30 protein-coding genes and 1 tRNA gene are annotated in these 26,986 nt (G+C 52.1%); 15 read left to right on the top strand and 16 right to left on the bottom strand.

The window, feature by feature from the left end; all coding sequences use genetic code 11:
- Nucleotides 1–3: 3 nt before the first annotated feature.
- Complete coding sequence (locus tag ABNT34_RS19790) at nt 4–303, bottom strand: YciI family protein (protein WP_348734627.1); 300 nt, start codon at nt 301–303, stop codon at nt 4–6.
- A gap of 232 nt (nt 304–535) precedes the next feature.
- Entirely contained in the window at nt 536–1,246 is a 711-nt protein-coding gene (locus ABNT34_RS19785; RefSeq protein WP_348734626.1) for a DUF3581 family protein, read from the bottom strand.
- Between the two features lie 200 nt (nt 1,247–1,446).
- On the opposite strand from ABNT34_RS19785, the gene ABNT34_RS19780 reads away from it, so the two are divergent.
- Together ABNT34_RS19780 and ABNT34_RS19775 are read left to right on the top strand one after the other, a co-directional pair.
- A complete protein-coding gene (locus tag ABNT34_RS19780) occupies nt 1,447–1,875 on the top strand; it encodes a SulA-like leucine-rich domain-containing protein (RefSeq protein ID WP_348734625.1) in 429 nt (142 codons plus the stop codon).
- Between the two features lie 120 nt (nt 1,876–1,995).
- Nucleotides 1,996–2,577 (top strand): YchJ family metal-binding protein, encoded by a 582-nt coding sequence (locus tag ABNT34_RS19775; protein ID WP_348734624.1) that lies wholly within the window; start codon nt 1,996–1,998, stop codon nt 2,575–2,577.
- 86 nt (nt 2,578–2,663) lie between these two features.
- On the opposite strand, the gene ABNT34_RS19770 is transcribed toward ABNT34_RS19775, so the two are convergent.
- Nucleotides 2,664–3,134 carry a VC2046/SO_2500 family protein gene (locus ABNT34_RS19770; RefSeq protein WP_348734623.1) on the bottom strand — a complete coding sequence of 157 codons (471 nt, stop codon included), beginning with the start codon at nt 3,132–3,134 and terminating at the stop codon, nt 2,664–2,666.
- A gap of 120 nt (nt 3,135–3,254) precedes the next feature.
- Between ABNT34_RS19770 and ABNT34_RS19765 the strand changes: the two genes are divergently transcribed.
- Nucleotides 3,255–3,339, top strand: a tRNA-Tyr gene (locus ABNT34_RS19765).
- 235 nt (nt 3,340–3,574) lie between these two features.
- Here the strand turns inward: ABNT34_RS19765 and deoC are convergent.
- Complete coding sequence (deoC, locus tag ABNT34_RS19760) at nt 3,575–4,309, bottom strand: deoxyribose-phosphate aldolase (protein WP_348734622.1); 735 nt, start codon at nt 4,307–4,309, stop codon at nt 3,575–3,577.
- Between the two features lie 134 nt (nt 4,310–4,443).
- Nucleotides 4,444–5,157: a SprT family zinc-dependent metalloprotease gene (locus tag ABNT34_RS19755; RefSeq protein ID WP_348734621.1), complete on the bottom strand. Its 714-nt coding sequence runs from the start codon at nt 5,155–5,157 to the stop codon at nt 4,444–4,446.
- 147 nt (nt 5,158–5,304) lie between these two features.
- Between ABNT34_RS19755 and xthA the strand changes: the two genes are divergently transcribed.
- Together xthA and ABNT34_RS19745 are read left to right on the top strand one after the other, a co-directional pair.
- Nucleotides 5,305–6,117, top strand: a complete 813-nt coding sequence (gene xthA, locus ABNT34_RS19750) for an exodeoxyribonuclease III (RefSeq protein ID WP_348734620.1) — start codon at nt 5,305–5,307, stop codon at nt 6,115–6,117.
- A gap of 4 nt (nt 6,118–6,121) precedes the next feature.
- Nucleotides 6,122–6,748 carry an energy-coupling factor ABC transporter permease gene (locus ABNT34_RS19745; RefSeq protein WP_348734619.1) on the top strand — a complete coding sequence of 209 codons (627 nt, stop codon included), beginning with the start codon at nt 6,122–6,124 and terminating at the stop codon, nt 6,746–6,748.
- A gap of 22 nt (nt 6,749–6,770) precedes the next feature.
- On the opposite strand, the gene yfbV is transcribed toward ABNT34_RS19745, so the two are convergent.
- Nucleotides 6,771–7,220: a terminus macrodomain insulation protein YfbV gene (yfbV, locus tag ABNT34_RS19740; RefSeq protein WP_348734618.1), complete on the bottom strand. Its 450-nt coding sequence runs from the start codon at nt 7,218–7,220 to the stop codon at nt 6,771–6,773.
- 503 nt (nt 7,221–7,723) lie between these two features.
- Here yfbV and ABNT34_RS19735 point away from each other — a divergent pair.
- The 5 genes from ABNT34_RS19735 to ABNT34_RS19715 are packed head-to-tail and all read left to right on the top strand — an operon-like array spanning nt 7,724 to nt 10,770.
- Nucleotides 7,724–8,245 (top strand): PTS glucose transporter subunit IIA, encoded by a 522-nt coding sequence (locus ABNT34_RS19735; RefSeq protein ID WP_348734617.1) that lies wholly within the window; start codon nt 7,724–7,726, stop codon nt 8,243–8,245.
- Nucleotides 8,246–8,272: 27 nt separating this feature from the next.
- A complete protein-coding gene (locus tag ABNT34_RS19730; RefSeq protein WP_348734616.1) occupies nt 8,273–8,623 on the top strand; it encodes an ArsC family reductase in 351 nt (116 codons plus the stop codon).
- A 26-nt stretch (nt 8,624–8,649) separates the two neighbouring features.
- Nucleotides 8,650–9,786: a succinyl-diaminopimelate desuccinylase gene (gene dapE / locus ABNT34_RS19725; protein ID WP_348734615.1), complete on the top strand. Its 1,137-nt coding sequence runs from the start codon at nt 8,650–8,652 to the stop codon at nt 9,784–9,786.
- On the top strand, nt 9,768–10,490 hold the full coding sequence (locus ABNT34_RS19720; protein WP_348734614.1) for a M15 family metallopeptidase: 723 nt from the start codon (nt 9,768–9,770) through the stop codon (nt 10,488–10,490). Before dapE ends, ABNT34_RS19720 begins: the two co-directional genes overlap by 19 nt.
- On the top strand, nt 10,483–10,770 hold the full coding sequence (locus ABNT34_RS19715) for a hypothetical protein (protein WP_348734613.1): 288 nt from the start codon (nt 10,483–10,485) through the stop codon (nt 10,768–10,770). The genes ABNT34_RS19720 and ABNT34_RS19715 overlap by 8 nt, the downstream gene beginning before the upstream one ends.
- Before the next feature lie 18 nt (nt 10,771–10,788).
- On the opposite strand, the gene yejK is transcribed toward ABNT34_RS19715, so the two are convergent.
- Nucleotides 10,789–11,826: a nucleoid-associated protein YejK gene (gene yejK, locus ABNT34_RS19710; RefSeq protein WP_348734612.1), complete on the bottom strand. Its 1,038-nt coding sequence runs from the start codon at nt 11,824–11,826 to the stop codon at nt 10,789–10,791.
- A gap of 69 nt (nt 11,827–11,895) precedes the next feature.
- On the opposite strand from yejK, the gene ABNT34_RS19705 reads away from it, so the two are divergent.
- The 5 genes from ABNT34_RS19705 (at nt 11,896) to ABNT34_RS19685 (ending at nt 15,444) form a co-directional block, all read left to right on the top strand.
- The gene (locus tag ABNT34_RS19705) at nt 11,896–12,120 is read left to right on the top strand and encodes a DUF1414 domain-containing protein (protein ID WP_348734611.1); all 225 of its coding nucleotides are present in this window, start codon (nt 11,896–11,898) and stop codon (nt 12,118–12,120) included.
- Between the two features lie 3 nt (nt 12,121–12,123).
- Entirely contained in the window at nt 12,124–13,644 is a 1,521-nt protein-coding gene (locus tag ABNT34_RS19700) for a DUF3413 domain-containing protein (RefSeq protein WP_348734610.1), read from the top strand.
- A 120-nt stretch (nt 13,645–13,764) separates the two neighbouring features.
- Nucleotides 13,765–13,962 carry a DUF2061 domain-containing protein gene (locus tag ABNT34_RS19695; RefSeq protein WP_348734609.1) on the top strand — a complete coding sequence of 66 codons (198 nt, stop codon included), beginning with the start codon at nt 13,765–13,767 and terminating at the stop codon, nt 13,960–13,962.
- Between the two features lie 85 nt (nt 13,963–14,047).
- Nucleotides 14,048–14,617 carry a YaeQ family protein gene (locus ABNT34_RS19690; RefSeq protein ID WP_348734608.1) on the top strand — a complete coding sequence of 190 codons (570 nt, stop codon included), beginning with the start codon at nt 14,048–14,050 and terminating at the stop codon, nt 14,615–14,617.
- Complete coding sequence (locus ABNT34_RS19685) at nt 14,617–15,444, top strand: S1-like domain-containing RNA-binding protein (RefSeq protein ID WP_348734607.1); 828 nt, start codon at nt 14,617–14,619, stop codon at nt 15,442–15,444. The genes ABNT34_RS19690 and ABNT34_RS19685 overlap by 1 nt, the downstream gene beginning before the upstream one ends.
- Nucleotides 15,445–15,485: 41 nt before the next feature.
- On the opposite strand, the gene ABNT34_RS19680 is transcribed toward ABNT34_RS19685, so the two are convergent.
- From ABNT34_RS19680 to pheT, 9 genes are all read right to left on the bottom strand, one after another.
- Nucleotides 15,486–17,888, bottom strand: coding sequence for an EAL domain-containing protein (locus ABNT34_RS19680; RefSeq protein ID WP_348734606.1), 2,403 nt, complete (start codon nt 17,886–17,888; stop codon nt 15,486–15,488).
- A 62-nt stretch (nt 17,889–17,950) separates the two neighbouring features.
- Nucleotides 17,951–19,195: a cyclopropane-fatty-acyl-phospholipid synthase family protein gene (locus ABNT34_RS19675; RefSeq protein ID WP_348734605.1), complete on the bottom strand. Its 1,245-nt coding sequence runs from the start codon at nt 19,193–19,195 to the stop codon at nt 17,951–17,953.
- On the bottom strand, nt 19,192–19,950 hold the full coding sequence (locus tag ABNT34_RS19670; protein ID WP_348734604.1) for a DUF1365 domain-containing protein: 759 nt from the start codon (nt 19,948–19,950) through the stop codon (nt 19,192–19,194). Before ABNT34_RS19670 ends, ABNT34_RS19675 begins: the two co-directional genes overlap by 4 nt.
- Complete coding sequence (locus ABNT34_RS19665) at nt 19,950–21,203, bottom strand: FAD-dependent oxidoreductase (protein ID WP_348734603.1); 1,254 nt, start codon at nt 21,201–21,203, stop codon at nt 19,950–19,952. Before ABNT34_RS19665 ends, ABNT34_RS19670 begins: the two co-directional genes overlap by 1 nt.
- Nucleotides 21,204–21,244: 41 nt before the next feature.
- The gene (locus ABNT34_RS19660) at nt 21,245–21,718 is read right to left on the bottom strand and encodes a nuclear transport factor 2 family protein (protein WP_348734602.1); all 474 of its coding nucleotides are present in this window, start codon (nt 21,716–21,718) and stop codon (nt 21,245–21,247) included.
- A gap of 3 nt (nt 21,719–21,721) precedes the next feature.
- On the bottom strand, nt 21,722–23,185 hold the full coding sequence (phrB, locus tag ABNT34_RS19655; protein WP_348734601.1) for a deoxyribodipyrimidine photo-lyase: 1,464 nt from the start codon (nt 23,183–23,185) through the stop codon (nt 21,722–21,724).
- Nucleotides 23,182–24,156, bottom strand: coding sequence for a DUF523 and DUF1722 domain-containing protein (locus tag ABNT34_RS19650; protein WP_348734600.1), 975 nt, complete (start codon nt 24,154–24,156; stop codon nt 23,182–23,184). The genes phrB and ABNT34_RS19650 overlap by 4 nt, the downstream gene beginning before the upstream one ends.
- Before the next feature lie 134 nt (nt 24,157–24,290).
- Nucleotides 24,291–24,587, bottom strand: a complete 297-nt coding sequence (ihfA, locus tag ABNT34_RS19645; protein WP_031570961.1) for an integration host factor subunit alpha — start codon at nt 24,585–24,587, stop codon at nt 24,291–24,293.
- A gap of 2 nt (nt 24,588–24,589) precedes the next feature.
- On the bottom strand, nt 24,590–26,977 hold the full coding sequence (gene pheT, locus ABNT34_RS19640) for a phenylalanine--tRNA ligase subunit beta (protein ID WP_348734599.1): 2,388 nt from the start codon (nt 26,975–26,977) through the stop codon (nt 24,590–24,592).
- Nucleotides 26,978–26,986 lie beyond the last annotated feature (9 nt).

The following is a 26,986-nucleotide window of genomic DNA, read 5'->3' as shown; positions in this document are numbered from 1 at the left end:
TCCTTATGGCAATACTTTTTTAAAAGGTTTGACGGTACTGCGGTCGTAGACGCCATTGAGGATAAAAGGGTCCTGCGCAGCCCACTGCTGTGCTTCGGCTAATGAGGCAAATTCTGCGACGACCAGAGAGCCGCTGAAGCCGGCATCGCCCGGTTCATTGCTGTCTATCGCCGGTGTCGGGCCAGCAATTAACAGCCGGCCGGCGTCGTTTAGTGCCTGTAAACGGGCCAAATGTGCAGGCCGGTGCTGCAGACGTAATGACAGGCTATTGGCGATATCTTCAGAATAAATCATGTAATACATGTCAGGCTCACTTGCTGCAGAGAAGGCGGGAATTGTTTGCGAAGATAACAGATAGCATATTGATTTTTCAACGCCAGCACCGCCGAAAGGCACAGCAACTGTCAAATACCTGCGCCTGTTTGCTACACATGATTTGTTGGAAACAATCAGATCAAAAAACGCCCTGACGGGCGTTTTTACGATGATTTGGTGCGGCAACTTGGTACTGCGATTAGTTGCTGTAGTCAGGTGCTCAGGCGGCTTGGCCTAAAGTCTGCTTGCGCTGATTGTAGAAATCCACCATTTGCTGCATCTGCTCTGCGTCATAGGGTACCAGACTGCCCAGCACCAGGCGTTTTTCACCGACGCCAATAACTTCATCGCCTTCACAGAGTTCAAAACGCAACACTACCTGTGCCCGTTTGCCCTCTTGCGTTAAGGTCGATTCGACTAAACGCAGGCTCGGACATTGCTGGCTAAAGCGACTGAAATGCAGCGCCATACTCTGGTAAATCACCAGCGGTCGCTGTGGGTTGATCATCACATCATGTTGCTGCATCAGCGGCTGCAGTATATGCGGAAAGTTCTGGCCGGAAAAACGCACATAGTCCCGCACCAGTTGTTCAATAAACTGACATTGTTGCTGCCGTTCGCCGGATTGCGTCAGCGACAAGTAGACTTTCCCATTCTGGTCCTGAATTTGTACTTCGTCGCCCTGTTCAACGCAGTGCAGCAACACATCAGCCCCTACCATACCTTCAAAGCGGCAACTGAGCTCAGCGGACAGTCCGTAACGTCTCAGCAGATAAGCAAACAGCAAATCGCCCGGCACGCAGAACCTTTTGCTGTCGGCATCGTGGATAGGATTAAAATCTTCGGCCACGTTTTTAGCAAACTGACTGGCCTGCTCGGCGCTGAAAACGAATTGTTCGCCCTGGCGGCTGACAAAAGCATCAAGAAACATCTGGGACCTATAAACACAGCAATGAGCCCTGCAGTCTAACTGAATACGCCGGTTTGGATGGTATAACCAGTATGTGCTCTGAGTTTTGGCCGGCAAACCAAAAAATACTGTATATCCACACAGTAAATGCTTGCTTTTTGTTCTGAAGCTGATTACTGTATGAACATACACTGTATGCATCATCAGTATTTGAGGTTTTTATGCGCCAATTTGCTTTGACACCATCGGCAGTCCGTCCTCTGCAACCACAGCTGAAATCACAGCAAACAAGCTATTTCCGTGAAGTCAGTGAGGCTCACTTTGCTGCGGTTTGTCAGACATTGGCTGCCCTGACTGCAACCGGTGAGCAGCAACAAGGCTGGGTACTGGTTCTGGCGCCGCAACTGCATCTGAGCAAACAAGTACTGGAGCAATGTCAGATTGATTGCCAGCGCCTGTTGCTGATCAGTCAAAAACAAGTCCACCGTTATGACAATCTGATGCGGGATGCGCTGACCTGTTCGACCTGTAGTGCAGTGGTCAGTTTTTTACCGGCGGATTGTGCAGAACTGGCCGATTATCAGTATCTGGCCAACAAATATCAGACACAACTGATTAATCACAGCACCAGCGGAGCAACGACCCACTAAACTGGTTTATGCGCTCCATCACCTGCAAGAGGCAGCACAGGCACCGGCAGAGGTAACAGTACCTTTGCCGGAATGCATTGGGTACAATCGCATTTTTGCGCTGATGGGTCGGATGATTAAATGAATTGTTACTGCGGGCAACCAAAGCTATATCAGGATTGCTGTCAGCCCTGTCATACCGGGTCTGGTCCTGCACAGAGCGCAGAGCAATTAATGCGGTCCCGGTTCAGTGCTTATGTGCTGCAATTAGTGCCCTACATCGCCGAGACTTATTACCCGGCAGTTCAATCGGCAGACGCTATTGCTGAAATTGCGGCATTTGCGGGTAATGCACACTTTCTGGCGCTGCAGGTTGTAGCGTCTGGTGGTACTCCGGGCGTCGATCCTGGCCAGTTCCCAGCGTTACCGTCAGCATTTGACCTAGCAGCAACGATTGGTTTGTCGGCAGCACAACCGCCGCTGAGTTATGTGCATTTTAAGGTGTGGTTCTTCATCGCGGACAAATTGCATGTGCTGGAAGAACATTCACGGTTTATTCGCTTAGACGGGCAGTGGCGTTATATCGATGGTGTGTTATTACCACACCCGGTCATGAAAACAGGCCGCAATGATTTGTGCCCCTGCGGCAGTGGTAAAAAATTTAAAGCCTGCAATCCGCACTGGTTAAACCATCAACCGGCACCAGCCCGGCCACCACTCTGACCCGTTAGCCCCGGCAAGCCAGCACCGGTCTATTAACGAAGTCACTGCAACAACATGGCTCACGCCATCCGGTTTTTCGCTGCTGTTCAGGCGGCTGCAGGTGTATGTAATTGCTCGAGGACGTCGTAAAGTAATGTGGCATCAGTGCTCTGCACTGGCGCCAATTGCTTGGCCAGATGGCGCTGACAATGTAGAGATAAGTTGTCTGCTAAATCTGCAGTGAGTTTCTTTGCATCGTGCCGTATCACCGCCGGCGGCGGTTGGAGCAATATTCCGAGCCGCATTGCGGCAAAACCGCCTTGCGTCATCAGTTTCGTATGTTGTTGTAATAGCGGCAGATCATCCGGTTGTAGCCCGTAGTCGCGTTGTGGCACCAATTGCAGTTGCTGGCGCAGATCTGTCGTTTGAGGAGTTGCTTGCTGGTCTGCCAGACAAAATCCGGCTTGTTCTTCAATCGCCGGAGATAAAAACGCTAACCATAAACGGAAATCAGCGTGCAGGTGTTGCTGCACAGACTGGTTCAGTTCATTACCTAATTGCCACTCGTTAATCAGCATGTCAGTTGCTTACTTATGATGAGTCCAGACACAGAATTGCTGAGATTATCGGCAGTCAGTCAGCGAACTTGAGATATTTGCTTTACAACATCACTTTTTTTGATAATATGCCCGCCACGTGGAGGGGTTCCCGAGTGGCCAAAGGGATCAGACTGTAAATCTGCCGGCACTGCCTTCGAAGGTTCGAATCCTTCCCCCTCCACCATCTTCGCTTGATCTCAGACGCCCTTGCGGCATCAACATTGTTAGAAATCCAGCCCAGCATGTTTGAAACGACAACATCCAGTTGTTTTCAGTGGTTTTTTCAGCAAAGCTGACTTAACTATTTTCACAAGAAATTGTACCGCACAGGATCCACCTAAAACTGGTTTCGCGGGTCGGCAATAATGGAAAATGGGCGCGCGGCAGAGGCCACTCAAGCCTCCGCCAGCAAAGATGGATCAGGCCTGCTGCAATAGTGGCAATAATTCGGTTAATAACGCACTGGCACCAATGCGCATCCCCGCCGGATTGGCTAACTGTCCGGTAATGTCTTCATACAGTTGCATCAATTCCAGCGCCTGAGCGACAGTCCTGACACCACCGGACGCTTTAAAACCAACAGGCCGGCCGGCTCCGGCAATGGCTGTCAACATGATACGGGCAGCTTCAAGGGTCACACCCACCGGCACTTTGCCAGTTGAGGTTTTGACAAAATCAGCACCACCTTCAATCGCAAGCTCAGTGGCCTTGCAAATTTGTTGCGCTGTTAATAACTCACCAGACTCGATAATAATTTTTAACGGCGTGCGGCCACAGGATTGCCGGACGTCGTACATAAAATGTTTGACCCGGACGTAATCGCCGGCTAACAGCGCTTTATAAGGCAACACGGCATCTATTTCGCCGGCGCCGGCCACCAGAGCCGCTTCAATTTCCTGCACCACAGTATCCACTGCCAAATCACCAGAAGGGAAATTCACCACTGTTGCAACTGGCGCCGACATCTGTTGTTGTGTCAGATGTAGCAGGGTTTGCTGAATAAACTGCGGGTAGACACAAAATGCCGCGGGCACCGCATCTGGCCGGGCGGTTTGCTGTAGCCACTGTGCCATCTCCGTCGGGGTGTCCTGTTCGGTCAGGCGGGTTAAATCCAGCAAACGCAGTAATTGGTGTAATCGCAGGGGACTGGTCATGTTATTGATTCCTGTTACTGGTGCGTTTAAGCACTCTTCTAAGTTTAATGCCGGCTAAGTTGCAGGCTTTGATGCCGGCGGATTAAAACAGAAAGCGCTGCCGTTGCAAAGTGCTGCATCTCAGCAGCGTCAACTCAGTTTAACGACAGCGTCATCTGCTGTTGATGCTGTTTCAGATAAAGTTTTGCTTCTTGCCAGCGCGGATAAAATTCGGCAACCAAAGCCCAGAAAACCGGCGAATGATTCATCTGTCGCAAATGCGCCAGTTCATGCACGATAACATAATCACTGACCCAATCCGGCGCCAGTAACAAACGCCAGTTCAGGCAAATAGTGCCGTCACTGTGACAACTGCCCCACTTGGTTTGCCAGCCTTTGATCAGCAGCTGACGCCAGGATAATCCCATCCGCTCAGCCCAAAAACTCAGGCGCTGATTGAAATAACGCTGCGCTTCCTGTTGGTACCAGTCTTCCAGCAGCCCCAGCAGATGTTTTTGCCGGTTTTCTGCTTTAATACGTCTTGAAAGTTGCACCCAGAGCGTCTGACCTTCCAGCGTCACTGCTGACACCGAATCCTCCACCACCTTTAATCTGAGCATCAGCTCCCGCAGCATCAGATGCTCGCCACTGACTGGATAACCTTGCTGCGGCCTTTGCTGTTGCTGCTGTAAGTGTTGCTGGATCCAGCTCGATTTTTTGCGAATAAAGGCATCGATCTGCAGTTTTTCCAGATACAAAGGTGCCAGCACGGTCAGACCCTGCTGTCCGACCTGCAACGCCAGTGTGCGCCGGCGGCTCGAGCGTTTTAACTGATATGGAATACTGCTGAACTGACAGACTTCGTTCACTGCCTGCTCCGGTTGACTGATAAAAGCCGCCGCAGCATACCCAAGGCCAGCGGCCGGCTGCAAGTCCGCTTTAGACAGTCGCCGCTGGTCGATGCTATGATGGCCATCTTCGGCAATGGCGGCATTTTCAAGGATACAGCTTCAGCTATGAAAATCATTTCATTTAATATCAATGGCCTGCGTGCAAGACCACATCAACTGCAAGCGCTGGTCGCGCAGCACCAGCCAGATTTTATCGGCTTGCAGGAAATTAAAGTCCACGACGATGAGTTTCCACATGACGAAGTGCAGCCGCTGGGCTATCACACTTATCATTTTGGCCAGAAAGGCCACTACGGCGTGGCAATTTTAAGTAAAACCCCGGCCGACCAGATGTTATATGGTTTTCCCGGCGATGCCGAAGATGCCCAGCGCCGTATGTTAATCGGCCAGTGGACGCTGGCCAACGGCAAAAAATTCACCTTATTAAACGGTTATTTCCCGCAAGGTGAAAGCCGTGACCACCCGGTTAAGTTCCCGGCTAAACAACGCTTTTATGCTGACCTGCTGAACTATTTGCAGCAGCATCATACGCCAGACGACTATATCGCCGTGATTGGTGACATCAATATCTCTCCGCTCGATCTGGATATCGGCATTGGTGAGCCCAACCGTAAACGCTGGTTAAAAGATGGCAAATGTTCATTTTTACCGGAAGAGCGCGACATGCTGCAAACCATCAAAGACTGGGGGCTGATTGATACCTTCCGTCAGCTGTACCCGGATCGCACCGAGCGCTACAGCTGGTTTGATTACCGCTCAAAAGGTTTTGATGACAATCGCGGTCTGCGCATCGATGTGGTGATGGCAACGGCGCCGCTGGCGGCCTTATGTGCCGCAAGTGATGTCGACTACGACATCCGCGCTATGGAGCGGCCTTCGGATCACGCGCCGGTCTGGTCGGAATTCAAGCTGGAATGACCCCATGTGGTGGTTTTGCGCACTGTTAATGGCGGTGTATTACCTGGTGCTGGACCGCAAAGTCTGGCACCTGTTACGCCAACCTTTATTGCAGGCGCTGTTCCTTGGTGCCTTGATGGCACTTTGTGTGCTGTGGCAGCTCAAAGCCCAATTACCGGATTTGCCGCCGGTACATTTTCTCGGCATCACCACTGTTGCGCTGTTATTAGGGCTGCGGCTGACAATACTGGTGATCCCGTTAGCTTTGTTGCTGCCACAACTGGCCGCTTTGCTACTTCACCAGCCTGTCGCAGACCTCAACGCCATCTTGTTGCAGTGGACAGTGCTGACGCTGGTTGCGCTGCAAAGTTATGGCTGTTATCTGCTGATCAACCATAAGCTACCACAGCATCTGTTCGTGGCGATTTTTGTCAGCGGATTTCTCAATAGTTTGTGCAGCGCCCTGACCTTTGTCGCCTTACTGGCACTGGGATTTTTTGGTGTGCTGGGTGCCGGGGAAGACGGCCAATTCAGCGAGTTTCTGCTGGTCATGCCGCTGTTGGCCATGCCGGAAGCGCTATTAAATGGCATGGCACTCACTTTATTGCTGGTGTACAAACCGCATTGGGTCGCGACTTATCGCCAGATCTGATCTGCGCTTTTTCTGAGAGCAGTTAAAACCAATGATGAAAAAACGCTTTATCCAGTTGGCGCAATGCCGATTGCAGGACATTTGCCAAATCACCATAACAGGGTTTACCGGTTGCAGCTTGTGGCACTTGCACCCCGGCTTGTTGCATCTGAGCTCTGATATCCCGATACCAGTGGCTGACCGCCGGCGGCAACTGGCTTTGTGAGCGCAGACCCAACCAAAAATAGCCCTGCAACGGCAGCGCTAGCATAAATAACCCACAGGCCAACGCTGACCACAAATAACTGCTGCCAAAGTACTGCAATTGCACACAAACCGACAGCACCGCCAAAGGTGGCATCCAGATTTTTAACAGCTGTGTCAGGCGGATCACCCGGTTTTCCGGAAACATCAGATTGAGTTCCTGCAACTTTGGCCAGGTCTGACTATAGACAACGCCCAACTGCAGGGTATGGCCGACATCTGTACGCATGACTGAACTCCGAACAAGCTATCTATGGCAACACTAGCATAAAGTACCCGCACGCGGGGTCGCGTGGCAGGAAAAAAACCTTGCGGCCAGCAGCGGCGGCGTATAGTTGAAAGAAAATACTGCATATATGCGGCCAAGACCAGCAAACTTAGATTTTTAGACCTTTAATAGGATTCATCGAAGTGTCACAAGGTAACAAAATTTGTGCCATTTGAATTAATTCAATATTTTCATACAGATAAAACAAATACACAGAACAACCCACAAAGTTATCCACAGAATCTGTGGACAACCTAAAGACATAAAACAAACGGATCGCAGCGTTTTCATTCCAAACATAACTAATAAAAACACTGGCTTGTACAACAAAATCTGCCATACCCTGCATTTTTACCACTTTTCTTCTCAGACTTTTTTTTCGATGCTTTTTTCGCTGAAGCGCTGCAGTGCAGACGAGGAGTTTGTTACTATCAGCCCAAGCGACAACGCAGGAAATTGCAGAGATGACTTCGGCATTCAGTAAACTGACGCTGCACAGTGACCAACATCCGGGACGCGGCATTGAGATCCGCAGCCCGGTCAGCGGCTTAGTGTCTGCACCAGACGTGCTGGCAGGCCCGGTGTATCAGTCCGGATTAATCCCGGATGCGGTGCAGGTTCAGTTGCAGGGCCACCAACTGGTAGCCCCTTTTAGCGGAATCGTCACCAGTGCCGACCGGGGCGGTCATCGCGTCCTGCTGCATCATCCAAATGGACTGAAACTGGAAATTGCTTTCCCGCCGCAAACAGCGCAGCACACGCTGGGCTTTCACTGGCTGGTTGCCACGCGCAGTAAAATCAATGCCGGCCAGCCATTACTGCAGTTTGATGCCGCGCGTTTGGCGCCGGTATGTCAGCCGTTGTATTGCATTCTGACTTTGTCTGACCATCCGAAAATTCAACGTATTCATAGTAAAAGCGGTTATGTAGCCGCTGGAGTTGACCCTTTATTCTGGCTGGAATTCACCCCTGCGGTAGCCAGCTAAACCCAATTCTGACAGGAGTAAGTTTGCGTGACATCTTGTGTGATCTACGGCATTAAAAATTGTGACACGATGAAAAAAGCCCGCAGTTTGCTGGAACAAATGCCGGTTGAAGTGAAGTTTCATGATTACCGGGTGGACGGCGTGCCGACCGATGTGCTGCGCCAGGCGATTGCAGTCCTTGGCTACAAAAAACTGATTAATCAACGCGGCACGACCTGGCGTGCTTTGCCAGATAGCGAAAAAAGCATTGTCGATGACGAATCAGCTTTGAAGCTGATGCAACAGCATCCGGCGGTGATCAAACGCCCGTTATTACAACGTGGCGAGCAATTCCTGCTTGGCTTTGACGCCAGCCTTTATCAGCAATTTTGTCTCTGAGCCCTTTCATGTCTGAAGAATCTGTGATGTCTGAAAAATCTGCCGTTCTCGCGCTGACCGAGGAACTGATCCGCCGCCCTTCCGTAACACCACTGGACGAAGGCTGCCAGCAATTAATGGCTGAGCGCCTCGCCGCGCTTGGCTTTGATATCGAATCGATGTTTTTTGAGGATACGCTGAATTTATGGGCGCGGCGTGGCCAGGGTAAACCGCTGTTTTGTTTCGCCGGTCATACCGATGTGGTACCGACAGGCCCGTTGGAACAATGGCACAGCCCGCCATTTGAACCACAGATCCGCGACGGTTTGTTGTACGGCCGTGGCACTGCGGATATGAAAGGTAGCCTGGCGGCGATGATTGTCGCGACTGAGCGCTTTTTAGCGAAAAATCCTACACTTACCGGTGATATCGCGTTTTTAATTACCAGCGATGAAGAAGGCCCATTTATCAATGGCACCAAAAGAGTCATTGAAACGCTGGAAGCGCGGCAGGAAAAAATCAGCTGGTGCCTGGTCGGTGAACCGTCCAGTACTCAGCAAGTCGGTGATGTGATTAAAAACGGCCGGCGCGGCAGTCTGACCGGTTATCTGAAAATTAAAGGCGTGCAGGGCCATGTGGCCTACCCGCATCTGGTCGACAACCCTATTCACAAAGCGGCACCGGCACTCGCCGCACTCAGCACTGAAGTCTGGGACCATGGCAATGCGTTTTTCCCGGCTACCAGTTTTCAGATCTCCAATATCCATGCCGGTACCGGCGCCACAAACGTCGTGCCGGGGGAACTCAGCCTGACCTTTAACTTCCGTTACAGCACTGAAGTGAGCGCTGAACAGCTGCAACAGCGGGTACTGGCGTTATTGGACCAGCACAAGCTGCAATACGACATTGAATGGGTGCTCAACGGCCTGCCATTTCTGACCGACCGCGGTCCGTTGGTCGAAGCTGCGGTGAAAGCCGTGCGACAGGTGCAAGGCTTTGAAACCTCGCTGGAAACCACCGGCGGCACCTCAGACGGCCGTTTTATTGCCCCCACCGGCGCTCAGGTGGTAGAACTTGGCCCCTGTAATGGCACTATCCATAAAATCAATGAACATGTGCGGGTCGCCGATTTAGACCTGCTGACCGACATGTATGAGGCCATGCTGTGGCATCTGCTGACTTAAGCGCAGATTTAACCGCGGCGCAGCTGACTGCCCGCCAACTCACCGGTATCGACAGCCCGCCTTTGCAGGAAGTCGAACCGGGCCGGTTGTTACAACCTGTGGTTGCCGAGGCTTATCTCGCGATGCAACAGGCGGCGGCGGCGGAAGGGATAGCACTTCGCATCGCCTCTGGCTGGCGTGACTTTGCCCGCCAGCAGGCGATAGTGCAGGCCAAACTCAGTGGCCAGCGGCCGGTATTGGATAGTGCAGGTCAATTGGTCGTCATGCACGAGCTGCCACTTGCTGAGCAAATCCACGCCGTACTGCTGTATTCAGCATTGCCGGGCGCCAGTCGTCATCACTGGGGCACAGATCTGGATGTGTGGGACCAGGCAGCAGTAGCGGCTGACTATGTGTTACAGTTGACCCCGGCAGAATACGCGCCAGATGGCCCATTCAGCCGGCTATCGCAGTGGTTAAGCCAACATGCCGGCCGCTTTGGTTTTTTCCGGCCTTACCGCAGTTTCCGTGGCGGTGTGGCGGCCGAACCCTGGCATTTAAGTTATCAGCCACTCGCCGGCCAATATCTGCAACAACTGAGTCTGCCGGTGCTGAACGACGCAATTTTACACAGCAACTTAGCAGCGCGGGAGACGATTTGCACCATGCTGCCAGAGCTGTATCAACGTTATATTTGTAATATCGATGGAGAAGAACATGTCTGATCTATGGCTGATGGTGGTGCTGGTGGTGGCCTTGCTGGTTGGCAATTTATGGCTGCTTAAACGCAACAGTAAACAACAGCTCAAACGCAAAACAACAGTGAGCCGCCCGGGACAGTCAGCGCAAACGGCTGCCGCAGTCCAAACCAGTCCGCTAGTTGTGACGGCTGGTGAGAAAAACCAAGCCGACACGCCAGCCAGCAAAGTCACCGATGCGCCTGCGCACTCATCAACGCCGACAGCAACGCACACATCCGGTGACAGCGACGGCGGCGCTGATTAAGCGCTGCCTGATGCCAGCTTATTCGCCTTTTTTGTCGAAACTGGAATAACCACGAATAAACTTCTGTAACTGGTCACGCAGATTCGGCGGTGTGCCTTTGATGATGAGCACATCGCGTTCTGCATCATATTGCACGCGCTCACCGAGCAATTTTTGCTCAAAACTCAGGCTGAGACCAGCGCCGGCTCCGGAGAATTTTACCAACGTTTTCAGTTCCTTGACATCGACCGGAAATTCTTCGGCCACGGCGATATCCTGTTCCTGACAATAACGGATAAAAGCATTGTCATCCGAGCTGTCGACGGTGGCGGATAATTCATCGAGCCGCACGTCCTGACCCTGCTTGGCGCGTTCTTCACAATACTGGTACACCTGCTTACGCACGTCGTTTTTTTCACCAGCGTCATAATCAGATGCACTTAAATACTCTTCGACCGATGCTAATACCACTTTGCTGCTGGCTTTGGGGTCTACTCCTTCGGCGGCACCTAAAAAGTCGAGGAAAAAATCCGCCACTTTGCGACCGGCACGACCACGGATAAAAGAGATATATTTGCCTTGCTCCGGCGCACTGGCCAGCTCCGTCAAATCAATCCGCGCCGCCAGCTGCATCCGGGCAATATCCAGGTGTTTACTGCTGGCGAGCTGCAAATCTGAGGTCAGGCTGAAATGTTCTTTACTGCCCAGCAAAGCGACAAACAGGTATTCGTTGGCTAAATAACGATAGTGGCACAACATCAGATAACCGGTCTCCGGAATTTGATGTTTAGTCAGTTCCACCACCAGCGCAGCAGTGGCATGCTCAGCCAGGCTTAAAAACGATTTTTCGCCATGCTGCCATTGCCCCAGCGGCTCCAGCATTTGCTCGACTTTGTCGCTGTGGAAACTGGCATAACCTTTGGCCGGTTTGCCGTTGTAGGCCAGATGCAACTGCTCTAATAACAAAGCGACATGCGGCGTGATACTGAGCAGGTCCTGACGGAAATGCGCGGTTAACTGCGCAGACTCGTTGGCTTCGATGAAATTAATCGCCAGCGCGTGGACATCAACAGACATAAATTTTCCTGTTTAACCGAATTCTGTTACCATTCTACCTGTTTTACAGCCTTCATTTCAGAGTAATTCATGCCGATCCAGTCCAAGTACAGTACCGCCCAGATTGAAACTATCATGAACCTGCTGCTCGACACGCTGCGCAAGCAGGACGCCAATACCGAGCTGAGCCTGATGTGCCTTGGCAATACCATCAGCCATATCATCCAGACCCATGTGCCGGCCGCGCAGCAACAAGATGTGGCCAAATCATTCGCCCAGGTGCTGGTCGATTCCATTTCGGCGAAGTCGCACTGATTTATGGTCCTCGAGCAAGACCTGTCGCTAGTCAATAAAGTAAACCGGCTGCTGCGCTGGGGCCATTGGTTTACTTTTTTTAATGTGCTGCTCGCTTTACCTGTCACTTTAAGTTTTTTTCTCGCCGACCCGTTGCCGCCCGATGCCATAGGCTGGATTTATCTGGTGCTGAACTGGCTGGGTCACACCGCTTTTATCTGTTTGTTGTTTTTTATTGTGACCATATTTCCGGTCAGCCTGATTTTTCCTTCGCAGCGCCATGTGCGTGGTGTTGCAGCATTGCTGGCCAGTTGTGGTCTGGTCGCACTGATTTTTGATGCTTATGTCTATCACAGTCTGGGCTATCACGCCGGCAGCGCCTCGTGGGAGCAAACTGTCGATCTATTACGCCAGCAGGTTGTCACCAACTTACGCAATTTTATCCTGATCACGCTGTCGGTCGGCTTACTGCTGCTGGCGATAGAATTGCTGTGCAGTAACTTTTGCTGGAAAAAAATTGAACGGCTGAAAAGGTCTGGTATCGGTGCACCGGCTTTGCTGCTGTTGCTGGGTAGTTTTGTCTGTAGCCATCTGCTGCATATCTGGGCTGATGCGACTGAAATCAGCAGCATCACCCGTCAGGACAATACCTTGCCACTCAGTTACCCGGCGACAGCGCGCACGGTACTGAACCGGTATCAAATCATCAGCACGCGCAGCACAGACACTCAGCAACAAAGCTGGTTACAGCAGGCAACAACAATACTGCAACCGGTGCAACTGTCCTGCTCGGCAGCGCCGCAAGCTGCACCACTGGATGTCTGGCTGGTTGAACAGCTCAGCGATGAACAGCTACAGCTGTTGCAGCTACAGAATTTCAAAACGCTGCCACAACATCTGGCACCACGCGACCCACAGCTGGCGCTGACTAATTTGTTGCACGCGCAGCTGGCACAAATCCCGCCGACACAGGCGCCGGACTGGTTTAAACAGATACCGGCCGGGTATCTGCAATTTGACGCCGACAGCCACTGGCAACAACAACTGCCCTGGCTGGCAACACAGAAACCGGCAGCTGCGGCCGTGCGTATCCACCTGCGGCAGGACGCCAACCTGCTGACAGCCGAGCTGAAACAAAGATCGGCTGACCAACAACTGCTGGTGATTGAATTGGCAGGTCGTGGCGAGCGTTTTGCGCTGGCGCCGGCAAAAATCTTTTTCCACTGGCCAGAACTGCGGCAACAACGCTACAACCAGGTCAGTCAGCATCTGGATTTAATTCCGACTTTATTAGGCTATGCCGGCTGTTACAACCAGCAAGCCTGGGTCGGTGAAAACTGGTTAGCATCCAGCCAAAACGCCCGTCTTAACGTGATTGGTAATGAAATTTACGCCTTTCGCAAAGATAAAATGCTGCTGGTTCAAGCGGACGGCCAATACAGCGTCTGGTCAGCAGGTACTTTTGTGCCGCTTGAACAAAAACCAGATTTACCTCTATTGACCGATGCGTTAAATCGGTTGGCAATTGCGGCGACGGCGCGTTAAGCGTCGTCGCTTATCATCTCTTTTATCGAACACCCTTCACATTTTTATTTGTTTTAACTGATGAATAAACATCTTTAAGCTGACTCTATGCCCTAAAGCAGCAGATTAAAGGAAACCATCATGTTAAAAACCTTAAGCTTCACCACTATGCACTTTAGTATCGCCTTCACTGTGGCTTACCTGCTGACCGGTGATTTACTGGTCGGCGGTCTGGTGGCTATGGTCGAACCCGCGGTGAATACTGTCGGTTACATCGTCCACGAAAAAGTCTGGCAACGCCTGCAACATCGCCAGCAAGCCAGTCACTTGCTGGCCTGAGTATAAGACAACGCCGCAGGGTGACAGTCGCATTCAACGGCAAAAACCGTTACACTGGCGCCCCGTTTTTTCTCTGGTATCTTCCATGGCGCTCAAAGCCACCATTTATAAAGCTGAACTGGCCATCGCCGATATGACCCGTCACTATTATCAGACCCACAGTCTGACGCTGGCGCAGCATCCTTCTGAAACTATTGAACGCATGATGCTGCGTCTGGTGGCTTTTACTTTGTGCGCACACGAGCGGCTGATCTTCGGCAAAGGTATTTCCGAAGACGCTGAACCGGATCTGTGGCAACACGATTATGGCGGCAATATCGAACTCTGGATTGAGCTGGGTTTACCGGATGACAAACTGTTACGCCGCGCCGCGCACCGGGCGCAACAAGGCATGGTGCTGGCTTATGGCGGTACTGTTGTTGATAAATGGTGGAAAGACGCGCAAAAAACTGCCCGCGAATTAGCGAATCTGACCGTCGTCGCTATTGATGCATCTGAGTCGCAGGCACTTGCTGAGTTGTGCCAGCGCACTATGCAGCTACAATGTACCATTCAGGAAGGCCAGCTGTGGTTTGCAGATTCAAACCAGTCTGTTGTGCTGAATCCGCGCCTGCTGCAGCAGAGCAATCCTCCCCTGTTTCAACTGGAGTCATAATGTTTCTCGGAAAAACCAATCGGCTGGTCATGAAAAGACGGGTGGACTTTGGCGTCTATCTCGATGGCAAAGAATGGGGCGATATCCTGTTACCAAAACGCTATGTGCCGGCAACTGCCGATATCGGCAGCAGCATCGACGTATTTTTGTATCTCGACTCGGAAGACCAACTGATCGCAACGACCGAACGCCCGCTGATCAAAGTCGGTGAAGTCGCGCAGATGCGCGTCGTCGCAGTCACCAAAGTCGGTGCCTTTTTAAACTGGGGTCTGAAAAAAGACCTGCTGGTCCCTTTTGCCGAACAGGCGGTGCCGATGCAGCAGGACTACAGCTACCTGGTCTATTGTTTTGTCGATAAAAGCAACCGCATTGTTGCGTCCAGCAAACTGGATAAATTTATTGGCAAAACCACACCACAGCTCAAAGCCGGTGACGAAGTCTCAATTGTGGTGGCTGAACCAACCGATCTAGGTTTTAAAGTAGTGGTGAATAATGAACACTGGGGTCTTTTATATAAAGATCAGGTGTTTAAGCAGTTGCGCCGCGGTTATCAATGCAAAGCCTATGTCAATAAACTGCGTAGCGACGGCAAAATTGACCTGTTACTGGACAAACCGGGCTATGGCAAAACGCTGGATTTAACCGGCCAGATCCTGCAAAAACTTGAAGCTAACGACGGTGTATTGATGCTGTCCGACAAAAGCTCGCCGGAAGCGATTTACGCGCTGTTTGGCGTCAGCAAAAAAGTCTATAAACAGGCCATTGGCGCTTTGTTTAAAGAAGGCAAAATCAGCATCAGCGAGAGCAAAATCGAGCTGAAAAAGTAGCTGCAACGCCCGGTGACTAACACCGGGCCAATACACCCGGCCTATCTCAGCCACTCCACCGCCTGACGCGGTGGCAATGCTGCAGCAAACCAATATCCCTGCCCCGACTCACAACCCAGTTCGGACAAAATCTTGCGCTGCAGACTATTTTCAATACCTTCAGCTATCACTTTGAGTTTTAATGTCTTAGCCAGCGTAATGATGGTATTGACCACGGCGTTTTCCTGAATGCGCGGCCGGATCCCGGCAATAAAACTACGGTCAATTTTCAGCACATCGAGCTGAAATTCGTGCAAGTAACTTAAGCTGGAATAACCAGTACCAAAATCATCCAGAAACACCCGGATGCCCGCCGCTCTGAGCCGCGCTATCGTAGTTTTTGCCTGATCGATTTTATCAATCAGCGCCCGCTCCGTAATTTCGATGGCCAGATAGCAGGCCGGCACTTGCGCCGCCGCCAGCAGTTGCAACACGGCATCAGCGAAATCAGCCTGCGAGAAACTACGACCGGAAATATTCACGCTGATATAAAACGGCGTGGCATAGTTCTGCCACCACAGATTAATTTGACTGACCGCCTGACGCACCACATAAAGGTCAATATCACCAAGTAAACCCAGATCTTCCGCCAGCGGAATAAAATCATTGGGCGGGATAAAACCGCGCACCGGGTGCTGCCAGCGAATGAGGGCTTCAAAACCGACAGTATCATCATTGTCCAAATTCACCACTGGCTGGTAGTGCAATTCAAACTGTTGTTCGCTGAGCGCAGTCTGGATCTCCATCTCCAGCTGATAGTGCTGCACGGCACGTTGATCCATTTCGTCGGAGAAAAACCGGCAAACGCCACGGCCATCCTGCTTCGCCTGATACATGGCGATATCGGCGCGGCGGATCAACTCGTCGGTGTCATCCAGTACTGTGTTGGCATCAGCCAAAGCTACACCAATACTGGCGGATGTCTGTAGTTTATGCTGCTTCAGGACTATTGGCTGATTCAGCTGATGACTGATCCGCTGCATCACTTCCGCCACATCCGCCTCCGTATGCACGTCATCCAGTAAAATGGCGAATTCGTCGCCGCCAAGCCGCGCCAGCGTGTCGTTCTGGCGCAGACAACGGCGCAATAGTTGTGCGACAGCCACCAGAAACTCGTCGCCGATTTGATGCCCAAGGGTGTCATTCACCATTTTAAAGCGGTCTAAATCGAGATAAGCCACGGCAACCACATGGCTCGGATAACGCCGGCGGCGTTTAAAGCCTTGCCGAACCCGATCCAAAAACAACACACGGTTTGGCAAATTGGTCAGCGCATCGTGCAAAGCCTGATGCAACAGGCGCTGCTGGACAAAAACCCGCTCCAGCGCACTGCAAATGTGCTGGCTGACAAACAACAATAAATCCAGATCGGTTTGTTGGTAAAAGCGCTCAGCATCGTAACTTTGCACCACCACCACGCCCTGTACACGGTCTTCCGACTTAAACGGCACTCCCAGCCAGTATTCCGGCTGTTCACCATAAGCTTTGACCACGTGCTCGCGATCCAGCTGTGCCAGCATGGCTTTGTCCGCCAATAGAGGTTTGTCGGTGCGAAATACATAACCGGTCAGACTGTGATTGAGAATTTCTTTAGGGTAAAACTGGTCCGGGCTGATGTGCTCATGCGAGTCGGCAAAATAAGGGAAATGCAGCACTTCGGTATCGCTGTCATACAGCGCAATAAAAAAATTCTCGGCATAAATCAGCGAGTTCACATTCTGATGCAGCTGCTGATAAAACTGCCCAGACGCCTCACCGTCGTACTGCAGCGAGGCGATGTTAAACAACACTTTTTGTAGGCGGCTGGCATATTCCAGCTGTGTCACGGAATGCTGAATATTTGCAAGCCCGGCCAGCTGCTCCATTTTGCGCGCCAGGATCTCAGCCACCTGGGTTAATAACGCGGTTTTATCAGCAAAAAAACCAGGGGTCGGATGCTCGCAATCCAGCACCGCCAATAATTTACCAGCGGAGAGCACAGGCACAGCTAACTCTGCGGCAAAACGGCTGTTGCCCGGTACATAGCGGGAGTCTTGTCTGGTATCAGCCACGCACACAATTTGCTGCTGACGGGCGGCGCAAGCGACCAGACCTGCCGCGCTTTGTGGGTCCAACACCGGTGCCTGATCAGAGACACGCAAACCGCAGGCAGCAACACGACGTAACACACCGGAAGCGTCGGGTACAAACAAACCGCAATCGGCGAACCCCAGCTCGTCACTGACCAGCCGCACCACCTGCTGATAAACGGCGTGGTCTGTCGCTATACTATGCAGTTCCAGCGCCAACCGGTTTAATGCTCGTAGCGTGGCCACTTCATAGCGCAGTTGCTTAATCTCGGACTGCTCTCCTGCTGAGCATACTGTTTGGTCGGTACCACTTTGCTGATTTAGCTGCGGATCCATGTCACCTGACTTCCGATAACTTTTTGAAAGTTATAACACAATGTCAGATTTTAAGTAAATTATCAGACCGGCTGTTTAAAACCCGGTTTGGCCAGTACCAGATGCACAGTGCTGGTGGCGCGCTCTAAAAATCCACCTTCGCAGTAACATAAATAGAATTGCCACATCCGGATAAAGCGCTGATCATAACCCAGTGCCAGTACCTGATCTTTTTGCTGCTCAAAGCGTTCAAACCAGTCAGCCAAAGTCCGCGCATAATCCAGGCCTATGTCGCTGAGCTGACGGATCACCAGATCCGTGTGATCACAAACTGCGCTGGCCATTTTGGTCACAGACGGCAAAAAACCACCGGGGAAAATAAACTTCTGAATAAAATCTACTTCTTTGCTGTAGTGCTCAAAGCGCTGATCCGCGATGGTTATGGCTTGCAACACCATCAAGCCATCCGGCTTCAGCAGGCTGCTGCATTTGGCAAAATAACTGTCGAGGTACTCTTTGCCCACTGCTTCAATCATTTCAACCGAAACCAGTTTGTCGTATTGACCGCTCAGCAAACGATAATCTTCAAATAACAGCGTGATTTGTTCGGTGAGGCCCGCAGCAGCAATCCGCTCGGCCGCGTAGTCATATTGTTCACTGGAAATGGTGGTGGTGGTGACTTTGCAGCCATAGTGAGTCGCCGCATAAATCGCTAAGCTGCCCCAGCCGGTGCCAATTTCCAGCAAATGGTCACCCGGCTTGAGCTGCAATTTTTCGCAGAGCAGATGCAATTTATGCTGCTGCGCCTGCTCCAGCGTGCTGTCTGGTGACGGATACACAGCACTGGAGTACATCATGCTGTCGTCCAGAAACAAGCGGTATAACGGATTACCTAAATCATAATGCGCAGCAATGTTTTTACGCGACTGGCCAAGGGTGTTGCGGTTTTTCCAGTCGAGTAGTTTCAGTGCCGGCTTGCTTAAACGCGCCCAGGCGCTTTCCAAAGAATCCAACAGCACCATATTGCGGGCGAAAATTCGTACCAGTGCAGTCAGTTGGTCCGTGTGCCACCAACCATCCATATAAGCTTCACCAGCGCCAACCGAACCTTCCAGCACCAGTTTTTGATAGAACCGTGGATCACGCACTTCCAGCCGCACCCGCAGATCGGCATGGGCATCACCGAGGATCAGCTCGTCTTTGTGATCCACCAGCTCAATACAACCCTGTTGCAGGCCGGCGAGGTAACCCTGTACCAGACGACGGCAGATGCGGTCCAACAGTCCTGGCTGTGCATAATCACCTGATTGACTGAGTGCTAATGTCATACCGATTGATCCTTTGGCTTTTGATGAGAATAAAATGGCAGGCCTTTGACCAACAGCAACAGCGCCTGCCAATAAATGCGTATGACAACCTGTACGTTTTGCCATGGCTGGCGGATCAACATCTGGCGGATGCTGTCTGCATTTAATGCTTCGCGCTGCAGGCGGAACCAGGCCGAAAATACTTTTTCGCCTTGCCGGCTGTTCTGCAGCAGCAGATTAAATTGCTCAGCGGGCGCTTCAATGCGCCAGTGATACTGCATATCCAACGGATTAAACGGCGAGACATGAAAATTTTTCGCGTGGCTGTACTCAGTCACATCAGCCGTTGCAAGCGGCACCAGATAATGATGCCGTTCGTTCCAGGGCGTATTGCTGACTTCTGCCAAGAGGTAACGCGGCTGGCCCTGCTGATACAAATAATACTGTGTCAGCGGGCTGAAATAGACGCCCCAGTTGGCCAGCGGCGATAACAAAAACACCTGATCGATGCCGCTGACATCAGCGCCAAGCTGCTCGGCGCGTCGCAGTGCCGCTTCAGCCAAATCAGCAATGCCGGCAACTGCAGCGCAGCCGTTAAAATAATCGCGGCGACGCAGGGAAAAAGCGCCAAAAGACTCGCGCTGGATTTGCGCCGGCAGCTCGCCAAGCGCAGACAAATCCAGCCAGAAATACTGGATATCATAATGCAGCCCATGCGGTTTGGGTTTGAGGCGCTGATGCCCGACCCGGCCGCGATAAATGGCATGGGCTGCCATCAGAACTTCACCCCAAGCATGGCTGCGACATCCACGGCGCTGCGCACGCCATCTTCGTGAAAGCCGTTATACCAATAAGCACCGCAGAAATAACTGCGGTTTTGACCGTTAATCTCGCTGCGCCGCGCTTGCGATTGCATCGTGCTTTGGTTGTAGACCGGATGGGCGTAAGTGAAACGGCGTAAAACATGTTCGGCTGCTATTTGGTTTGACGCATTCAGACTGACGACAAAAGTGGTGTCGCTGCTGATGCCTTGCAGCATATTCATGTTGTAACTGAGCGTGGCACGCGTTGCCGCATCAGCGCCTAACAGATAATTCCAGGCCGCCCAGGCTGCTTTGCGTTTGGGTAACAGCCGGATGTCGGTATGGAGCACTACATCGTTATCCTGATAAGCAATGCCGCCAAGCACTTGCCGCTCAGTCGCTGTTGCATCAGCCAGCATTTTCAGCGCCTGATCGCTGTGGCAGGCAAATACCACCTGATCAAAATGTTCAGTGCTGCCATCGGCCAATGCGATTTCAACAGACTCATCAAAACGACGGACCTGCGCTACCGGGCTATTCAGGCGGATGCCATCAGTGCCGCATTTGGCTAACATGGCATTGACGTATTGACGCGAGCCGCCTTTGATCACGGCCCACTGCGGCCGGTCGTTGATATTCAGCAGACCGTGGTTATTGCAAAATTGCAGGAAAAACCGCAGCGGGAAATCCGGCATCGCGATGAGTCCGGCCGACCAAATCGCCGCGCCCATCGGCAGCAGATATTTGTCGCGCATGTCGTTACCAAGCTGATGTTTCTGCAAAAAGGCATCGATAGGCAAATCTAAATCCGCACTGTTATCGGCAACCGCCTGCTTAGCAATTTTGTTAAAACGCACGATGTCGCGCAGCATGCGCCAGAAGAACGGTCGCAGCAGATTGCGTTTTTGCGAAAACAAGCTCCACAGGTTGTTACCGTTGTATTCAAAATCGGCGGCACGGTCAGTGACAGCAAAGCTCATGGTCGTATGCTGAAACGGCACCTGCAGCTCGGCGATAAAGCGGTTAAACAGCGGATAAGTCCAGTTGTTAAACACGATAAAACCGGTATCGACGGCGTACTCACGGCCATTGACACTCACATCGACAGTCGCGGTATGGCCCCCCAGATAATTGCCGGCCTCAAATAAGGTGACCTGATGTTGCTGCCTTAATAAATACCAGCTCATCATGCCAGAGATACCACCGCCAATGACTGCAATACGCATGTAGATATTCCTTGAAATAAAGTCGGTGAAAATGCCTGAAATCAGGCCTGTGCCATCCGGCTGCGGACTTTGCCGGTCAGCCAGCCAATGACCGGTAAGTGCTGATAGACCATTTGCGTTAAATCGTAATAATCCCGATGCCGGACAATTTTGCCACCGGCGTCATAAGTGAGTTCAGTGCTGCCATCGACGACAATCAACTCACCTGCTCCGATGGCGGGATGGCGAAAACGCATTTGCCAGCTGACAAACCCCCAATGTGGCCCCACACCGTGCGCCCCCATGACAAACTCACAGTGCTGCAGATTTTGATAGGCGTGGGCAAAATATTGCTCCAGCGCCGGGAGACCCGAGATTTGATGCACAGGGTCGATAAACTCGACATGGTCGGCATACAACTCTCTTAAAGTCTTGAGGTTACTGAAATTTAATTGGTTATAAAATTCAACAAATAGCGCCAGCCGTTTGAAGGCGTCAGGCTGAGGCTGCGTAACCGCGGGTGATTCCGTCTGCATTGCTTAAAGTCCGTCAGAAGTGCCAAGTGCCAGCTGAGTAGGTTCATCAGTAACATCTGCTGATTCACCGCGTGCAGCTTTGAACATAGCCAATGTACGCAGCCGGGCCTTGGCATGATCAACCACAGGCCGGAAATACTGCACCGACATCGGCAACGGGTGCGGCCAATGCAGTTGTTTACTGGCAAGACCTTTTAGTTCCGGCAAATACCGCTGCAGGAATACGCCTTTCGGGTCAAATTTCTCGCTTTGTGTCACCGGATTAAAAATACGGAAATACGGCGCGGCATCAGTGCCTGTTGACGCCGCCCACTGCCAGCCACCATTGTTGGCGGCAAATTCACCGTCAATCAGCTTCGACATAAAATAACGCTCGCCCCAGCGCCAGTCGATTTGTAAGTCTTTTACCAGAAAACTCGCCGTGATCATCCGCAGACGATTGTGCATCCAGCCGGTTTGATTGAGCTGGCGCATTGCTGCGTCGACTATCGGATAACCGGTGCGGCCTTCACACCAGGCGGCAAACCAGGCCTCGTTATTGCCCCAGACAATGGCTTCAGTGTCGGCCTGAAAGGCCCGGTGTTTAATCAGCTGCGGATACGCCACCAGAATGTGTTTATAAAATTCCCGCCAAATCAGTTCGGACAACCACACCGCGGCGCCGCTGCTGTCCTGCCACATCGTGGTGTTGGCTTCCGCCTGCAACCGCGCAACCGCCTGCTGCGCCGACACCACGCCAATGGCAAAATACGGCGACAAGGTCGAAGTGCCGTCAATGGCCGGGAAATCACGCGCCTGCTGATAGTCTTGCACCCGTTCACGACAAAAACTACGCAGTAAATCCAGCACTTGTTGCTCGGCCACCGGCCAGGCTGCGGAGCTGTTATCTCCTGGAAGCATCGGGGTCAAGCCAGTCTCATCCAGTTGCACACTGCTTTGTACCTGAGGCTTCCCCAGCACCTGCACACCTTTATATTGCAGCTGTGCCAGCCAGGTTTTCTTAAATGGGGTAAAAATTTTATAAATGTCGCCGGTTTTACTGCGCACTGAACCCGGCGGCATCACACATTGGCTGTCATACCAGAAACAAGGCACGCCGATAGCATTCATGGCCGCAGTGACGGCCTGATCACGCGCCTGTTCACGCAGCTCATACTCGGTTTGAGCATAAAGCCCGGCCGCACCTTGCCCGGCAAGTTTTTGCAAAATCGCGGCACAGTCGCTGTAACGCTGCGCTTCAATAGCCAGCAGCGGGATGCCAAGCGAGGCCAGCTCATTTTTGAGCACCAGTACCCGGCGGCGAACTAAATCCTGCTTGATCGGTGCCATGTCGTGTTGCTGCCAGGTCTGCGGCGTGGCGACAAAAACAGCCACTACCGGCAAACCGGTTTGTGCAGCGGCAAAAAGCGCAGCGTTATCATAATGACGCAGATCGTTGCGCAGCCACACCAGCTGGAAAGCACTCATACCCGCACTCCAAGTTCAGTCGGGAACGGCTGTAAATAACGCTGACACGCGACATAATCGTCCGGATGCAACCGCAGATGATGTTTTAATAACGTCAGTGGCGCGAGCAGCGGAATATGACCGAGCCGGTATTGATGAATAAGCTGCAGCAGCTCAGCCTTGGCCTCACTGGATAACACTTTTTTGAAAAAGCCCTGCAGGTGCATCAGCACATTGGCGTGATTTTTCCGCGTCGTTGGTTGTGCCAGCGCCTGCTGCATCGCGACCAGATAGCGGTTTGCCAACTCCTCTGGCGCAAACAGCTTGCCTTGCGCGACTAAACGGCCTAATTCGCGATACGCCACAGGGTGATGCGCCAGTAACACAAACTTATATTGGCTGTGATACTTCACCAGCTTGCCGATGCTAAAACCGTCCGCCATCAGCTGCTGCCAATGCGCTAAGGCGTAAATCCGCGTGACGAAACTTTCGCGGATGCCGGCATCGAGCAACCGGCCATCTTCTTCCACCGGTAGCCAAGGGTAACGCTGCATCAGTTCGCGAGTAAAAAGCCCGACTGCGACTTTGCCGAGCTGTGCACCTTTTTCATCAACCAAACGCACGCGCTCCATGCCACAGCTCGGTGATTTGGCGCAAACGATATAACCGCAAAAATCAGCCATTTGTGGCAGCCGTTCGTCACAAAGCGCATGCATCGCATCGGTATGGTCGATGTTGGCATCTTTGTTATTGACCAGACGGATTTGCTCAGCAGCATTTTTCATCAGCCGGATCGCCGGGCGCGGTACGCCCATACCCAGCGCCTGCTCCGGGCAAAATGGCACAAAATCAGCGAAGGGTAATAAAGTTGCGGTACAAAATTCGGATTGTTTGTGCCCGCCGTCAAAGCGTACTTTCTGGCCGAGGACACAGGCACTGATACCAATTTTCAGTTTCATAGTCACGTGGAGCAATTCAGATGATGGGGTCATTACAATCCTGCCCGGTTGTTGGATCAGTAGTCCGTGAAATATTTATGCAGATCAGCGATTTGACTGGCGGTTTTCCGGCAAAAAAAAAGCGCACTGGCATAGCCATTGCGCTTTTTTTGCTGCAGTTTCTGCCGTTATTTTTTGGCAGTGCCGACTTCTACCCGACTTTTTAATTTCTGACCCGGGCGGAATGTCACCACACAGCGGGCAGAGATTGGAATGTCTTCACCAGTTTTCGGGTTACGACCCGGCCGCTGATTTTTCACCCGCAGGTCAAAGTTACCAAAGCCTGATAGTTTGACCTGATCGCCGGTTTCAAGGGCGAGGCGGATCTCTTCAAAAAATGCCTCTACTATCATTTTGGCGTCGCGTTTGCTGATGCCAAACTTAGTAAATAAACGTTCTGCTAAATCGGCTTTGGTAAGCGCCATTCTCAATCCCTCAACGTTGCGTTGAACTCATCTCCAAGGGCCTGCACCACGGAAGCCACCACTTGTTGGATGTCTTTATCTTCCAGGGTCCGCGTCTTGTCCTGCAGGGTCAAAGCGATTGCCAGCGACTTCATGCCGTCTGCCACGCCCTGACCTGTGTACACGTCAAACAACTTTAGGTCAACTAGTTGATTTCCGCCAACTTTTCTTATAGTAGCAAGGATATCTGAAAAACGCACATCAGATTTCACTACAATTGCCAAATCGCGGCGGTTTGCCGGGTATTTTGAGATTTCCTGAGCAGAAACAATGTGCTTGTCGCCAATTGCCGCCAGCTCCAGTTCAAACAGGAAGGCCTTGCCTTTAATGCCGAGCTTGCGTTCGGCTTCCGGATGCAGCGCACCCAACAAGCCAACTTGCTGACCGTTACGCAGCAGCGCAGCCGTCTGGCCCGGATGTAATGCGCTGTGCTCGCCTTTGGCAAAGCTGAATTCATCGGCGGCTGAAGTTTTGCTCAGCAGCGCTTCGACGTCGCCTTTGACATCATAGAAATCTACTGCACGTTCTGCGATAGTCCAGTGTTCGTTGCCATAAGAGCCCACGATAATACCGCCGATCACCGGCACCTGACGCACACCGCCTTCAGCAGTGGCATCCGGGATAAACTTCAGGCCGTATTCAAACAGGCGAATACGGTTTTGCTGACGGTTTTGGTTGTACTGCACAGCCTGCAGCAGGCCTGGCCACAGGTTTAAGCGCATCGCTGACATGTCAGCAGAAATTGGGTTTGGCAGCACTAATGCTTCGACGCCAGGGAACAACACTTGCTGCACTTTCGGGTCAACAAAGGAGTAAGTGATGGCTTCCTGATAACCACGGTCAACCAGCAAATCGCGCAGGCTATGCACTGAAATGTCGGCTTCATGGTGGTCGCGCATCGCCAGCGATGCCACAGGCGCCACATTTGGAATGCTGTTGTAACCGTAAACCCGCGCAACTTCTTCAATCAAATCTTCGCTGATAGAAATATCAAAGCGATATGTCGGCACTGTCACCTGCCAGCTGTCGGATTGCTCGGTTACGGCAAAACCTAACCGGGTGAAAATCTCGCTGACGGTCGCAGTGTCGATATGGATACCAAGAATGCGGTCCAGCTTCTGCCGGGTCAGCGTGATTTGTGCGGCTTTTGGCAGATGCTCATCAGACTTCGCTTCAACAATTGGACCGGCTTCGCCACCAACGATATCCAGTAACAGCGCAGTCGCCCGCTCCATCGCGGTGCGTTGCAGTTCCGGGTCTACACCGCGTTCATAACGATGTGAAGCGTCGGTGTGCAAACCATATTGGCGGGCACGGCCAGCCATCTCTGTTGGCGCGAAAAACGCACTTTCGAGGAAAATATCGCGGCTGTCTTTGGTGACACCACTGTTGAGGCCACCAAAAATACCAGCCATGGCTAAAGCTTTTTGCGCATCAGCAATGACTAAAGTTTGTGGATTCAGCGTGACTTCGCTTTCATCCAGCAGCACCAGTTTCTCTTCCGGTTTGGCCAGACGCACCACAATGCCGCCGTCGATTTTCGCCAAATCAAAGGCATGCATCGGATGACCGAGTTCCACCAGCACGTAGTTGGTCACGTCTACCACCGGGTCGATAGAGCGGATACCGCTGCGGCGTAATTTTTCCACCATCCACAGCGGCGTTGACGCGCCAACGTTGATGTTGCGGATCACCCGCCCCAGGTAACGCGGGCAGCTTTTTGGCGCCTGTAACGTGATAGTGCGCGTCTCATCAATAGCTGGAGTCACTGCAGCGATAGCCGGCTTCGTGACGTCCAGTTTATTCAGTACGCCGACTTCACGGGCCAGGCCCAGCATACCCAGGCAGTCCGCCCGGTTTGGCGTCAAGTCTACTTCAATGGCATTGTCATCTAGCTGCAGATATTCGCGGATGTTTTTACCCAGTGGCGCGTCCGCTGGCAATTCGATAATGCCTTCGGAGCTTTCAGCCATACCAAGTTCAGACAAAGAACACAACATGCCATTAGACGGCTGGCCGCGTAATTTGGCCGCTTTGATTTTAAAATCGCCCGGTAACACAGCGCCGACAGTGGCGACCGCAACTTTTAAGCCCTGACGGCAGTTGGCAGCACCACAGACGATGTCCAGCAGCTCACCGCTGCCGATGTCTACTTTGGTCACCTGTAATTTGTCGGCTTCCGGATGGCGGCCACATTCAACCACATGACCAACCACCACACCGCTGAAGCTACCTGCAATGGCATCAATACCGTCGACTTCAAGGCCGGCCATTGAAATCTGTTCGGCCAGTTCCTGCGTCGATAACGCCGGGTTGACCCATTCCCGTAACCAGGATTCACTGAATTTCATTGTTTTGCT

The sequence above is a fragment of the Rheinheimera texasensis genome (assembly GCF_964031785.1).
GTDB lineage: Bacteria > Pseudomonadota > Gammaproteobacteria > Enterobacterales > Alteromonadaceae > Pararheinheimera > Pararheinheimera texasensis_A.
This window is presented reverse-complemented; position numbering and strand designations above follow the sequence as displayed.

Excerpts from the sequence above, each read along its gene's own strand:
- ABNT34_RS19790 (WP_348734627.1), bottom strand. The coding sequence starts at position 303 with ATGTATTACATGATTTATTCTGAAGATATCGCCAATAGCCTGTCATTA.
- ABNT34_RS19785 (WP_348734626.1), bottom strand. The coding sequence starts at position 1,246 with ATGTTTCTTGATGCTTTTGTCAGCCGCCAGGGCGAACAATTCGTTTTC.
- ABNT34_RS19780 (WP_348734625.1), top strand. The coding sequence starts at position 1,447 with ATGCGCCAATTTGCTTTGACACCATCGGCAGTCCGTCCTCTGCAACCA.
- ABNT34_RS19775 (WP_348734624.1), top strand. The coding sequence starts at position 1,996 with ATGAATTGTTACTGCGGGCAACCAAAGCTATATCAGGATTGCTGTCAG.
- ABNT34_RS19770 (WP_348734623.1), bottom strand. The coding sequence starts at position 3,134 with ATGCTGATTAACGAGTGGCAATTAGGTAATGAACTGAACCAGTCTGTG.
- deoC (WP_348734622.1), bottom strand. The coding sequence starts at position 4,309 with ATGACCAGTCCCCTGCGATTACACCAATTACTGCGTTTGCTGGATTTA.
- xthA (WP_348734620.1), top strand. The coding sequence starts at position 5,305 with ATGAAAATCATTTCATTTAATATCAATGGCCTGCGTGCAAGACCACAT.
- ABNT34_RS19745 (WP_348734619.1), top strand. The coding sequence starts at position 6,122 with ATGTGGTGGTTTTGCGCACTGTTAATGGCGGTGTATTACCTGGTGCTG.
- yfbV (WP_348734618.1), bottom strand. The coding sequence starts at position 7,220 with ATGCGTACAGATGTCGGCCATACCCTGCAGTTGGGCGTTGTCTATAGT.
- ABNT34_RS19735 (WP_348734617.1), top strand. The coding sequence starts at position 7,724 with ATGACTTCGGCATTCAGTAAACTGACGCTGCACAGTGACCAACATCCG.
- dapE (WP_348734615.1), top strand. The coding sequence starts at position 8,650 with ATGTCTGAAAAATCTGCCGTTCTCGCGCTGACCGAGGAACTGATCCGC.
- ABNT34_RS19715 (WP_348734613.1), top strand. The coding sequence starts at position 10,483 with ATGTCTGATCTATGGCTGATGGTGGTGCTGGTGGTGGCCTTGCTGGTT.
- yejK (WP_348734612.1), bottom strand. The coding sequence starts at position 11,826 with ATGTCTGTTGATGTCCACGCGCTGGCGATTAATTTCATCGAAGCCAAC.
- ABNT34_RS19705 (WP_348734611.1), top strand. The coding sequence starts at position 11,896 with ATGCCGATCCAGTCCAAGTACAGTACCGCCCAGATTGAAACTATCATG.
- ABNT34_RS19700 (WP_348734610.1), top strand. The coding sequence starts at position 12,124 with ATGGTCCTCGAGCAAGACCTGTCGCTAGTCAATAAAGTAAACCGGCTG.
- ABNT34_RS19695 (WP_348734609.1), top strand. The coding sequence starts at position 13,765 with ATGTTAAAAACCTTAAGCTTCACCACTATGCACTTTAGTATCGCCTTC.
- ABNT34_RS19690 (WP_348734608.1), top strand. The coding sequence starts at position 14,048 with ATGGCGCTCAAAGCCACCATTTATAAAGCTGAACTGGCCATCGCCGAT.
- ABNT34_RS19685 (WP_348734607.1), top strand. The coding sequence starts at position 14,617 with ATGTTTCTCGGAAAAACCAATCGGCTGGTCATGAAAAGACGGGTGGAC.
- ABNT34_RS19680 (WP_348734606.1), bottom strand. The coding sequence starts at position 17,888 with ATGGATCCGCAGCTAAATCAGCAAAGTGGTACCGACCAAACAGTATGC.
- ABNT34_RS19675 (WP_348734605.1), bottom strand. The coding sequence starts at position 19,195 with ATGACATTAGCACTCAGTCAATCAGGTGATTATGCACAGCCAGGACTG.
- ABNT34_RS19670 (WP_348734604.1), bottom strand. The coding sequence starts at position 19,950 with ATGGCAGCCCATGCCATTTATCGCGGCCGGGTCGGGCATCAGCGCCTC.
- ABNT34_RS19665 (WP_348734603.1), bottom strand. The coding sequence starts at position 21,203 with ATGCGTATTGCAGTCATTGGCGGTGGTATCTCTGGCATGATGAGCTGG.
- ABNT34_RS19660 (WP_348734602.1), bottom strand. The coding sequence starts at position 21,718 with ATGCAGACGGAATCACCCGCGGTTACGCAGCCTCAGCCTGACGCCTTC.
- phrB (WP_348734601.1), bottom strand. The coding sequence starts at position 23,185 with ATGAGTGCTTTCCAGCTGGTGTGGCTGCGCAACGATCTGCGTCATTAT.
- ABNT34_RS19650 (WP_348734600.1), bottom strand. The coding sequence starts at position 24,156 with ATGACCCCATCATCTGAATTGCTCCACGTGACTATGAAACTGAAAATT.
- ihfA (WP_031570961.1), bottom strand. The coding sequence starts at position 24,587 with ATGGCGCTTACCAAAGCCGATTTAGCAGAACGTTTATTTACTAAGTTT.
- pheT (WP_348734599.1), bottom strand. The coding sequence starts at position 26,977 with ATGAAATTCAGTGAATCCTGGTTACGGGAATGGGTCAACCCGGCGTTA.